This window comes from Microcoleus sp. Pol17C6 (assembly GCF_036701145.1).
GTDB lineage: Bacteria > Cyanobacteriota > Cyanobacteriia > Cyanobacteriales > Microcoleaceae > Microcoleus.
On record NZ_JAUBQH010000067.1, the window covers coordinates 21,216 to 32,612 of the forward strand.

9 protein-coding genes are annotated in these 11,397 nt (G+C 45.0%); 6 read left to right on the forward strand and 3 right to left on the reverse strand.

The window, feature by feature from the left end; all coding sequences use genetic code 11:
• Positions 1-4 precede the first annotated feature (4 nt).
• The 3 genes from secG to QUA25_RS24430 all read left to right on the forward strand — a co-directional run bounded on the left by secG (position 5) and on the right by QUA25_RS24430 (position 1,591).
• Positions 5-244, forward strand: coding sequence for a preprotein translocase subunit SecG (secG, locus tag QUA25_RS24420; RefSeq protein WP_015175238.1), 240 nt, complete (start codon positions 5-7; stop codon positions 242-244).
• A gap of 91 nt (positions 245-335) precedes the next feature.
• Positions 336-1,082 (forward strand): peptidase, encoded by a 747-nt coding sequence (locus tag QUA25_RS24425; protein ID WP_333041830.1) that lies wholly within the window; start codon positions 336-338, stop codon positions 1,080-1,082.
• 74 nt (positions 1,083-1,156) lie between these two features.
• Complete coding sequence (locus QUA25_RS24430; protein ID WP_333041831.1) at positions 1,157-1,591, forward strand: NUDIX domain-containing protein; 435 nt, start codon at positions 1,157-1,159, stop codon at positions 1,589-1,591.
• 300 nt (positions 1,592-1,891) lie between these two features.
• On the opposite strand, the gene QUA25_RS24435 is transcribed toward QUA25_RS24430, so the two are convergent.
• Positions 1,892-2,404, reverse strand: coding sequence for a rhodanese-like domain-containing protein (locus tag QUA25_RS24435; protein WP_333041832.1), 513 nt, complete (start codon positions 2,402-2,404; stop codon positions 1,892-1,894).
• A gap of 379 nt (positions 2,405-2,783) precedes the next feature.
• Here QUA25_RS24435 and QUA25_RS24440 point away from each other — a divergent pair, with 379 nt between their 5' ends.
• The 3 genes from QUA25_RS24440 (at position 2,784) to QUA25_RS24450 (ending at position 6,942) form a co-directional block, all read left to right on the forward strand.
• Entirely contained in the window at positions 2,784-3,503 is a 720-nt protein-coding gene (locus QUA25_RS24440; RefSeq protein WP_333041834.1) for a hypothetical protein, read from the forward strand.
• Positions 3,504-3,911: 408 nt separating this feature from the next.
• The gene (locus QUA25_RS24445) at positions 3,912-5,465 is read left to right on the forward strand and encodes a hypothetical protein (protein WP_333041835.1); all 1,554 of its coding nucleotides are present in this window, start codon (positions 3,912-3,914) and stop codon (positions 5,463-5,465) included.
• A 4-nt stretch (positions 5,466-5,469) separates the two neighbouring features.
• Positions 5,470-6,942, forward strand: coding sequence for a DUF1802 family protein (locus QUA25_RS24450; protein WP_333041836.1), 1,473 nt, complete (start codon positions 5,470-5,472; stop codon positions 6,940-6,942).
• A gap of 59 nt (positions 6,943-7,001) precedes the next feature.
• Here the strand turns inward: QUA25_RS24450 and QUA25_RS24455 are convergent, their stop codons facing one another.
• A complete protein-coding gene (locus QUA25_RS24455) occupies positions 7,002-7,793 on the reverse strand; it encodes a Uma2 family endonuclease (RefSeq protein ID WP_333041837.1) in 792 nt (263 codons plus the stop codon).
• Between the two features lie 289 nt (positions 7,794-8,082).
• The gene (locus QUA25_RS24460) at positions 8,083-11,094 is read right to left on the reverse strand and encodes an EAL domain-containing protein (RefSeq protein ID WP_333041839.1); all 3,012 of its coding nucleotides are present in this window, start codon (positions 11,092-11,094) and stop codon (positions 8,083-8,085) included.
• Positions 11,095-11,397: the final 303 nt, after the last annotated feature.

Here is an 11,397-nt window from a genome sequence, read left to right on the forward strand (position 1 = left end):
GATTATGAATATTGTTTCTGTGTTACAAGTTATCTGGTCTTTGTCGGCTTTAGGACTTGTGGTTTTTGTGTTGCTGCACAGTCCTAAAGGCGATGGTATTGGCGGGATTGGCGGACAAGCTCAATTGTTTACCAGCGCCAAGAGTGCAGAAACGAGTCTGAACCGGATTACTTGGGGTCTGTCTATTGTTTTTATGGGTTTGACGGTGATTTTGAGTGCCGGTTGGTTGGCGCCTAAGTTATAAGATTTGGATTTTTAACCGCAGATGAACGCAGATAGACGCAGATAATCTCAAGTTCATCTGCGTTTATTTGTGTCTATCTGCGGTTGCAAAAATGCGGTTGTGGAAAGTTAGGGTAAAACCTCGATTTCTGGCTGGTTTGGGATTGGCTGTATGTTGTTTTAGCCTGATAATTTTTACTCAGGTTAATACTCCGGCGGCGACTGTTTCTTCTCTCCCGAATAGTTTTCCGAATCCACAGGTTCATCCTTTGCCGCCAACGCTAGCGAATTGGCAAGATTCCACAAATAGTGGTGATTATTTTGACCAGGTTAAGCCACCGAATTTCGGTCATTTGCTATGGTCTAAGTTTCCGATTCAGGTTTATGTTGAGCGTCCAGTTGATGCTAATAAGTCTGAAGAATGGGTGGCGGCTGTGTTGGATGTTGTCCGGGAATGGGGGGTTTATTTGCCTTTGGAAGTGGTGGATAGTTCGGAGGTGGCTGATATTAGGATTTTACGTCGGGCTCCGCCTTTGCGTCAAGGGGTTTTACGATCGCGCTCTGGAGAGGCTACCTATGAATTGTACGCCCGTCGGGATGGGTATAAAACTGTGTTATCTCATCGGTTTTCGGTTTATTTGAATCCGAATCAAGTGGGTAAGTATATTCCGGCGACGGCGCGGCACGAGTTGGGTCACGCTTTGGGAATTTGGGGCCACAGTTTGATGGAAACTGATGTGCTTTATTTTTCTCAGGTGAGAAATCCTCCGCCTATTTCAGCGAGGGATGTTAATACTTTGAAGCGGGTTTATGAACAGCAGACTCGCTTGGGCTGGGAATTTCAGATACTCGGCGATTGAAATCGCCTCTACTCAAATTAAGTTCGCTTACGCGGACTAAAAAAACATAATAGTTAATAGGAAATATCAGACCAATGAAAGATGAATGTTTTGGGATTGTGCCGATTTTTGGAAAGGAAGCTGATGCTTTGTTTTTGTTAATTCAACATCAAGCGGGACATTGGGCGTTTCCGAAAGGTCACGCGAACCCCGGGGAATCTCCTGCAGAAACGGCTAGGCGGGAATTTCTGGAGGAAACTGGTATATCGGATTTTGAAATGCTGGATGAGCCGAGTTTTACCGAACACTATTCTTTTGTTAAGGATGGGGAGCCGATTGAAAAGACTGTGACTTATTTTTTAGGTTTTGTCAATTCGATGGAAGTTGTTTTGCAAGAGGAGGAAGTTCAAAATTCTGCTTGGCTTGCTTTTGAGGAAGCGGTTAAACGGATTACTTTTGATGCAAATCGCCAAATGTTTGGGGAAGTTAAGGCATATTTGGATGGTAGGAAGTTAAGAGTCGGCGGTTGAAACCGCTACTAGACAAACGAAGTCACTCTGTAAGAGACTAAGAAAATTGAGGCAGGATTTGGTATAAGTCAATATGGTTCAGTTAAGCTCGATCCCCCCTAGCCCGCCTTAAGAAGGGGGGGACAAAAAGTTACTCAAAGTCCCCCTTCTTAAGGGGAATTTAGGGGATCTCCGGGGAATAAACAGTTTTAACCCAAGCGTATTGGGGTATAAGTTCTGATAGAAAAACCCGGTAACTTTTGCGATACCGGGTTTATTAAGTGTCAGATTTTATGGGCGACTCCTGCCGCCAATCTGAGGTTATTTGTTGATTTTCTGAGCTTCGGCGTGGTGTTGCAAGCGAGAGAAAACGTTGTAGGCGTCGGGGCCGGGAGTATCGTGTTCGGCAGCGCCGTCGATGGGGCCGTCAATGGCTTTCCAAGCAGGAATTCCGCCTTTTAGTTCGGCTACTTTTTGAAAGCCTGCTGCGCGGAGAAGATTGGCCGCTTCGGCGGTTTGTTGGTCGTTTTCGCCGTAGATGTAGATGTCGCGGATGGGTTCTAAACTCGATTGTGCTCTAGCGACTAATTCGTCCATTGGCATCATTACGGCGCCGGTAATGTGGCTTTTGGTGAAGCTTTCAAAGTCACGGGCGTCGATGATTGTGAGTCCGGGTTCGCCCCAATCTAAACGGGCTTTGAGGTCGTGGCTAGATGCTTGAGCTTTTAAACCAGGAGGGGTGGGAGTAACGTCGGGAAGTTTTTCTTTGATGTTGGAAATTTGGTCGGGAATAGTTTTCATGGGTAAAATGTTGTTCAATGTTTTGATTGCCATTGCAATGTAACAAGAGGTTTAGGTTGAATTCGTCTTTCTAAAGGCTGAATCTGGCATTGAACTAAAGTCGCAGTTAAGCTGATTTGCTGGTTGTTAGCTGCGGTTGGGATCGCTACATTTGTTGAGGTTGCTAGAGTGTAGCGGGCTGTGCTAAAAATTGTTTCGATCGCATTTGGTGCAGAGAATTTGAACTGTGATCGCTCGTTTGATTCGCTATTTTATCAAAAGAACACATTTTAGTCAATTCCAATTATTTTTAAATGAAATTTGCATAAGTTGTGGGTAGCCTCCGGCGGAATTTTTCGGAAAAGTTTAAATGTTTCCCAGCAAGGTTTCTGGTAAGATTTGATAGTAAGAACAAGTATTTAAAGGTATAGATATGTCTGAGAAAGATGAAATTGCGGTGCCTAAATCTTTGACACCTGAAGAGCAAGCGCTTTGGGATGCGAAGGCGAAAGTTCGGGTACTGCTGAATTTGTGGGATTTGAGCGGCGGGAAGATGAAGGTGAAAAAGGGGGAGTTGACTAAGCGCATTGTGCGGACTAATGAGACGAGTCAGAGATATGTGGAAGTGCTCGGCGAGTTGCAGGCGACTGGGGCGATCGAGTATTCGCTGGTAAATCGGGTGACGCTGGTGGAATTGAGCGCTAAGGGGAAAGAAGTTTTAGCGCAGGGGCTCAAAAGTAAGGATTCTTTGTTTGAGTTTGATGGTTCTCAAATTGGTACTCGGCTGGGAAATTCTTTGTTGAAGTGGATTCGGCATCAGGATGGTGCGACGAGTGTTGTTGTTGAGAAGGGGAAGGGGGATGTAGGGACGATCGCATCCTATGAAGATTTTAAGGCTGTGGCGCTCGATGTGTATGACAGCTTGAACCGGGATTATAACTTAGACGATTTAGTACCGATTTATCGGATGCGTCGGGCGATCGGCGAAATGGTAGGGCGATCGGAGTTCAATGAGTGGCTGTTGGAAATGCAGGCTAATGATATTTTTCAGCTAATAGGTGGCAGTGTAGAAGACAGCGCCCCCGACAAAATCGAAGATTCTATCACCACAAAAGTGAACGGTTTGCGCTGCTATGTCAAGCGCTTAACCTAATTAATTTGAGTTAGTAGTGCATTCGCTCCTTTATCTTCACACTCACACAAAACGATGAATGACTTTCACTCCTCAATCCCCGACCTCAATAAAGCTATTGCAAGTCAAAACCCTTTTGACAGATCGTTAATAGTCAGGAGCAATGATATTTGGAACCCAAGTTTTCCTGACGTTCCTTCTATCAATGCTCATGCCTCTGATGCTATCTTTCAGGCGATCGAGCAAATCCGCGCTGGGTATCGCACAGTTAGTGGCATCACGATCAAAGCTGAAAAAGGTCTAGGAAAAAGCCACCTAATCAGTCGGATTCGCAGCCGCCTTCTAGATGAAGGTGGTTCTTTCTTTGTTTATATGAGCGACGTAGACTATGGAAACTTAAACCGAGTCCACGCTAACTTTCTAAACACTTTGTCTTTAAGCCTGAAACAGATTGGTAACGAAGGCGTAATGCAGTGGCAAGAATTAGCAACTGCTTTGATCAATGAGGCATTAGGAAAAACTCACATACCTCAAAATTTAGTCAAGCAATTTTCGGGGGCATTAGCTAAAAATCCTAAATTAGTCGATCGCTTAACTGAAAAAGTGCTTCAACTGAAGTCAAACATCGAAAATCCTTATTTGATCCAGGCTATTCTGTGGACACTTGCTTCAGATAAGGTGAGCTTTGCAACCAACTGGCTGTCTGGAAAAGCTTTGGCACAAGCACAAGCTGATGCAATGGGTTTACCAAATTCTACGGAAGAGGATAAAGAAGGCGAAGCATTTCAGACTGTTTGCCAAATTTTAGACTTAATCGGTGATTACAGAACTCTAGTAATTGGCTTTGATGAGTTAGAGAGTGTAGATCGGAATGAAGCTGGTTTCAACAGGGCGCAGGTCGTCGCGCTCTTAGTAAAAGACCTGTACGGTAAAATTAAACGAGGTGTCTTAATGACAGCTATGTTTGATGAAACTTGGGGTTCTCAAATTAGAGCATTACCCCAGGCCGAGTCAGTCACAGCTAGAATGGGTGAAAAGATTTTTGATTTAAAATATCTCAATGCTGATGATGTAGTGACTCTAGTTTCTCAATGGCTCAAAGAATTTTATGACAGTAAAGGTTTAACTCCACCTTATCCCGTTTATCCTTTTCATGAAGGTGAATTAAGAGAACTGGGAAAAGAAAAATTAATTGTCAGAAAGGTTTTAGAGGAGTGTGCTAAGAATTGGAAAGTACCTGACGATTCTACTCCACCGCCAACAGCAGCAGATCCACTACATCAAGTTGAACTTGCTTTTAACAACGAACTGAATGCACTTGAGGAAACAATCGAGAAATATTTTGACGATAGCGATCTTTTAGCCGAGGCTCTATATTTCGCCTTCCTTGCAGTCAAAGGGGAGACTGTGGAACGAGTGCAAGTTGAGGAGATTGAAAAGGTACAAACTAAAGCTGTAGACAAAGGTTATCTCGACTTTAGAATTCGAGGCAAAGAAAATGGAAAGTCTGTCAAGATAGTAGTAGCAGTAATTCAAGATTCTATAACAAGGTTTGTGACTGCTGCATTAAGTCGATTAATTGACTATAAAAAGTTTGATATGACTCGCGGTTGTTTAGTTCGTTCTACAGTTGTTAAACCGAACTCATTAGGAAAACAGTATTTAGATAGACTTCTCTCTAAAGAACTAGCTGGAGAATTTGTCAACCTTGCAAGGGAAGATATCAAGCCTTTATTAGCCATTTATTTTGTCAACAAGGCTCGCACAGATTACGATGTAACCGAAGAACAAATACTGGAGTTTATTGTTCAGAAAAAGCTTGCAACTGAAAATTATCTAATTTGTGAAATTCTTAGCGATCCGTCGGGCCAGATTCCTGATGGGTTAGTTGATGAAAATGAGATAGCGGAAAGTACCTTCATACCTGATACAACGGAAATTAACAACCTCGATGAAGCACTTGATAAATTATTAGGTCAATAAGTGGATGAGTTATTCTGTTTTTGTTGATACGGCTTTGCAGTTACCTGCCCCAGATGTGGAAGCCTTAATCGAAGGGCGAGTGATTGCAGCCATGCCTCGAATGTTCATCGAGCCTGGTAGGTCATTTGCCCTATATCCAGCCAATCTCTCGATTAATTTGCTCCCCCATGAGCAATACTACCGATCAAGTTTTTTACCAATTGCTAAAACCTCATTTTCTCAGTTAACTTCTGAGACGATTTTGATAAAAGCTTGGGCTAAATGCGAATGGTGTCAAATACTAAACGATCCAGAATCATTAGAGGCTGTGTCGCAGTTAACAGTCTGGACAACAGAGGCATTACAGCAAACTATCCTGCAACGACGTTATATTTTTCTAGCTCATCTTCGCGTTTATCTGCTACCTCAGCCGCTGGAAATGCCAGTGCATCCCAGCGCCAATTTTGTATCTTTACCAAAGTCTCTAAATCTTACTGATTCAACGCCAGTGTTGAGCGAGTCTATCTTTGCTAAACGCCGTCAAAAGCTGGAAAAACTAGAGCCGCCAGAACATCCAGAATTGGAAGAGTTGCAAAGTGCATTAGTGCATTTATCCACCACCAACCCAAAAGCCAAACAACTAGACGCAGAAATCAAAATGTTTCTAGGTTGGTCGGAAAATTCACCAGCAGCAAAACCAGATCCTGATTTAGATTGGATTAAAACGGTCGCACAAATTGGCAATTCTAGCGATGGTAATACATTTGAAAAATTAGTCCGCAAAAGTTTTATCAAGCTAGGATTTGCCAATTCTAACACTAATCCGAAAGCTAGTCTCAATCCAGAATCAACAGGTGGCGCTGGTGGTTTGGACTTTTATTGCGAGACGCCCTATCCAGTAGCGGGAGAGTGCAAAGCTAGCAAACATGAAAGTGTACCTAATAGTGTAACGGCTCAACTAATTCATTTAGGTTTGACTCACTTGGGTCAAGATAAGTTCGATCGATTGGTTAAAATTATTTTGGCGGCTGGGCCTTTAACTAATCCAGCTAATCAAGCAGCTATTGGTAGTAAAATGAATGTAATTCGCCCGGAAACATTGCAAAGATTAGTTGAACTGAAAGCTAAGCAACCAGGTTCGATCGATTTATTACAGTTAAAACCTTGTTTGGAACAACAGCCGTTTGGTGAGGAAGCCGATGCTAAGGTTAATCGCTATATTGATGATGTGCGGGAAAAGCTTAAAGTGCGATCGCAACTCATCAAAATCGTAAAAAATCGTCTAGAAATCACAGGTGTTGAAAATGCTGGAGTTGAGACTATTCATGGGGCATATTATGCTAATCCCAATCCACCTCAGCCATTGAAGCTTGAAGAAATGCACGAAATTTTAATAGAACTTTCCTCGCCATTGACGGGTTACTTAGGGCGAATTAAAGGAGATAATTTATGGCGCGATCGCTTTTATTTCCTGCGCGACTTGCCGCTAGATGATTGAGATGCGTCAAGGGCGATTCCCTTCGGGATAGCTTCGCCGCGCGTACTCGATCCAATTTCCTACACAGCATCAGGATCTACGCCCAATTCCCGTAACCTCGCCGCCAATCTTTCAGCACGTTGATGCTCCTCTTGGGCACGTTGACCCTGCTCTTGGGCGCGTTGACGTTCCATTGCAGCTTCCTGTTCAAGTTGCCGCAATTGAGCATTTTCTGCCTTAACTAACTCCTCTACCAAGGGCGGGTTTAGTATTTCATCCACCGATAAAACCAGATCGGGAAATACTACAGACACCATTTCCTCCCCAGGTAAGAAATCTGTATACGTGTAACCATCTTCACCTTCAATCAATGCAAAAAGCCTGATTTTTTGCTTACCAGCTTTAGGGTCAACTATGCAATATTCCGGCACATTAGCTAATTCGTACTCTCCGCGTTTAATCACGTAATCTTCGCGGCGATTTTCGCTAACTACTTCTACCACTAACAGCGGCTTTTCATCAAATTCTAGAATACCTGCACCGGGTCTAGCAGCAGCTTGTTCCAAAAGACTTTGAGTGCAGACAACTACATCGGGAATCCGAGATTTATCTTCATCGGTTCTCACTCCCAAGCCAGTTTTTACTACTAAGTCGAGATTGTGTTCAGCTAGGTAACGCTGCAATTGGTAAACTAAATATTCGCAAATTTTGATATGTAAAATTGTGGCTGTTGGCATCGGGATTAATTTGCCTTTGTACAGTTCATATTTTACATCAGATTCTCCTTGATAAACTCGGTATTCTTCAAAGGTCAATGTCGGCGAAGTATCGAGCTGTTTTTCTGCGACTGCTGGCACAATAGATTGAGACATATATTTTTACCTATCTCGATAGTTTACTATAGCAATCCTCGCATCATTTGCATAATTATTGTAGGGGCAATCCCCCCGTGGTTGCCCGATAGATAGGGGGTAGGCACGGGGGCACTACCCCTACAAATTTATCTGAATCATTTAGGATTGCTATATTATACTCAATTGTAATTTTAACACTCAAGACATCGATTACCAAAAGATCGATCGCCCTTATTGAATCTCCAATAAGCACAGGCCGCAAGAGTTTTAATATTTTTCAAAATACAAATTAAATATTGGGTTCAGATCACCATTTGGGCGATCGCCTCAACAAGGCTGTAGCTGCCTCACTGTCGAGAGGTTTAGAGAAAAAGTACCCCTGACCGTACTCGCAGCCGATCGCCCGCATTTGAGCCAATTGGACGGCGGTTTCGACCCCTTCTGCCACTACCTCCATCCCCAAACTGCGCGCCAACATGACGATCGCCCGCACGATTTCCAAGTTTTCACCCGTTTCCCCAATGCGACTGACAAAAGAGCGATCGACCTTCAAAATATTAATCGGGAACTTGTGCAAATAACTCAGAGACGAATAACCAGTGCCGAAATCATCAATGCACAAATCAATCCCCAAGTCTCTCAACTGCGAAAGCATCGCCGCCGCCGCTTCCCCATCTTCCATCACCACACTCTCAGTAATCTCCAACTTCACACAGCGAGCGTCAACACCCGTTTCCTGGAAAACTTGCTTAATTTGCTCGATGGATTCCGGTTCCGCAAACTGCCTCCCCGAAAGATTTACTGCTACAGTCAGGCGCGAATTTCCCACAGGTAAATTCAAACTCTGCCACTTAATAATTTGGCGACAGCTTTCGTTCAAAACCCACAAACCCAAAGGCATGATTAACCCAGTTTCCTCAGCCATCGCAATAAATTCCATCGGGGAAACTAAACCCCTTTCCGGGTGCAGCCAGCGCACCAGCGCCTCAAATCCGATAACAGAACCCGTTTTTAAACTAACGATCGGCTGATAATAAACAGTAAAAGGACATTCCAATTTTAAAGCAGTCACTTGCGACTTCGGACGCTCCAATCTCCGATCAATTTCACTCATCGGCGAGTTTTCCGCCGCCGTCCCACAGGCGAAATCCACTATCGAATATTTCAAATTTAGTTCTTCAACCGACTCCCGCAAATCGTGTTCCAAGTGCATCAAAGCCACAGCCTGAGTGTGCATCGCACGGGTAAAAACTTCGTAGCGAGCTTTACCGAGAGCTTTTGCCCGGTACATTGCAATATCAGCATCGCGCAAAATATCTCCCGGCCACTGATATTTGTCGGTACTCAAAGCAATGCCGATGCTAGCAGTAATTAAAACTTTATTACCTTCCAAATTCAGCGGTCGTTCGATCGTTTTGAGAATTGCCTTTGCTTGGGCGATCGCCTCATCAACACCGTGAATTTCTTCCAGCAAAATCACAAACTCATCTCCCCCCAGACGAGCCACCGTATCGCCCGGCCGCAAACAAGTCAAGAGACGGCGAGCCACAGCCACCAACAGCCGATCGCCCGTGCGGTGTCCCTGACTGTCATTAATCACCTTAAACCTGTCCAAATCCAGAAACAGCACCGCAAACTGCTCGCTCGGATGCCGTTGGGCGCGGGCAAAAGCTTGCCCCAACCTGTCAGTCAACAAAGCACGGTTCGGCAACTCCGTCAGCGCATCGTGCAAAGCATCGTGCAACAATTGTTCTTCAGCCAGCTTGCGCTCAGTCACGTCGTGACAGTTGACCACAATTCCCCGCACCGAAGGTTCGTCGAGCAAATTAGTCGCCACCGCTTCCAACACGCACCACGAACCGTCCTTGTGTTGCACTCGGTATTCCGCCATTCCCAGGCTAACTCTCGGCATTTGCATGACACCTTTGAACACTTGATCGACTATCAGCAATTCGTCAGGGTGAATCAAGTCAAATATAGACCGGCCGAGGACTTCCGCCGTCGGGTAGCCCAAAATCCGCTCTAGGGAAGGAGAGACATAACGGCAAAAGCCTTTCTCGTCGAGAATCACAATAATGTCTCTAGCATTTTCAATCAAAGATCGAAAGCGCTTTTCGCTTTGCCGCAGCTCTTGTTCCGTGCGCTTCCGGTCAGTAATATCGGTATTCATGTAAATCAGACCGACAATTTTCCCTGTAGGGTCTTTAATAGCATCGGCCCGCAGCAAGACTTGCAAAGTTTCACCGCTTTTAGTGCGGTTGGTAATTTCACCAGACCAAGAATAACCCTGGGCGATCGTGTCGAGTACCTCCCTGGCGACTGCGGGGTCAGCAAAAACTGCCGATATACCTCCGGCTAGTTTAAATTCCTCTGCGGTGTCCCATTCAAATAGCTGAGAAAACGCTTGATTTTGATAAATGTGAGTGCCGTTCGCATCGCTGATCCCGATCGCGTCACTCGAACTTTCCACCGCCTTGCGAGTCAGCACCAGAGCTTCTTCTGCCCGCTTGCGCTCGGTAATGTCTATCCCTACCAGACAAGCTGCTCTGCCGCGATCGTACTTTTGAGCCACAATCAAATAGTATCCCGCCGACTCTCCGCCGTCGGTTTTTACCTTAACGTTGAGTTCTTTAACCGCTTCCGTAGCGTCGCTGCCAAAAAACTCCACCACAAAAGAGTTAAAATCCGAGCTAGCGCCCAGAAAACCAATATCTTGACCGACAAAAGCCGACGGCCGCAAACCATGCAGTTTGGCTAAGTGCTGGTTAACCCCCAAATAGCGCAAATCCGAGCTAATCCAAGATACTGTTCCCGGAACTGCTTCCAAAATCGTTTGCAGTTGGTCGTTAGCTTGCTGCAATGCTTGCTGCACTTCACATATTGGTTCCGACAAGTCAGACTGAACTCCTACAAAATGAGTCAAATTAGCGTTGTCGTCTCGCACGGGAGATAGCGATAATTTGGCCCAAAATGGAGTGCCGTCTTTGCGGTAATTTTTGATTGGTGTCTGGATTTCTAGACCTTGGCGCAAGGCGTCGCGGATCTTAGCTACAGTAGTTCGATCGGTATCCGGGCCTTGCAAAAATCGGCAATTGCGCCCCAAGATTTCCCTGGCGCAGTAACCTGTCATCCGTTCAAAAGCCGGATTGCAATAAATTATGGGACAATCGGGTGCATTGGCGTCAGCAATGACAATGCCGCTGCTAGTAGCTGCCAAAGCTCGATCGCGCAGCCACAGGGCTTCTGACGCAGTATGGCGATCGCCGACATCCCCGACTTCATCTAAATTAGAAATTGACTGGTTCTCCCGATCTCCCATCAGCCGAACTTTCAAGCAAACCTTTACAATTTCCGAGTTGTTTCTTACTCTAACGTTTTTCAGGACTCGCGCAACGTAAATTGTATCTCCGCATTTAAGTAAGCGGGATTTCACGTTAGTTGCTTGGTATTTTCTACCCTTGCTGTTGGGCATTTAAAAAAGCACATCTTCACTTCCGCAGTGAAAAACCCTCCATTCTTCTCCCCCTCAGACTCTCTCCCCCTCTCCTGACAGGTGTAGGTTTTTTACAACTAGGAGGAGTTACAAGCATAAAAAGCATCCACAGGAGTTTGAGGGAAGGAG

Excerpts from the sequence above, each read along its gene's own strand:
- secG (WP_015175238.1), top strand. The coding sequence starts at position 5 with ATGAATATTGTTTCTGTGTTACAAGTTATCTGGTCTTTGTCGGCTTTA.
- QUA25_RS24425 (WP_333041830.1), top strand. The coding sequence starts at position 336 with ATGCGGTTGTGGAAAGTTAGGGTAAAACCTCGATTTCTGGCTGGTTTG.
- QUA25_RS24430 (WP_333041831.1), top strand. The coding sequence starts at position 1,157 with ATGAAAGATGAATGTTTTGGGATTGTGCCGATTTTTGGAAAGGAAGCT.
- QUA25_RS24435 (WP_333041832.1), bottom strand. The coding sequence starts at position 2,404 with ATGGCAATCAAAACATTGAACAACATTTTACCCATGAAAACTATTCCC.
- QUA25_RS24460 (WP_333041839.1), bottom strand. The coding sequence starts at position 11,094 with ATGGGAGATCGGGAGAACCAGTCAATTTCTAATTTAGATGAAGTCGGG.
- QUA25_RS24450 (WP_333041836.1), top strand. The coding sequence starts at position 5,470 with ATGAGTTATTCTGTTTTTGTTGATACGGCTTTGCAGTTACCTGCCCCA.
- QUA25_RS24455 (WP_333041837.1), bottom strand. The coding sequence starts at position 7,793 with ATGTCTCAATCTATTGTGCCAGCAGTCGCAGAAAAACAGCTCGATACT.
- QUA25_RS24440 (WP_333041834.1), top strand. The coding sequence starts at position 2,784 with ATGTCTGAGAAAGATGAAATTGCGGTGCCTAAATCTTTGACACCTGAA.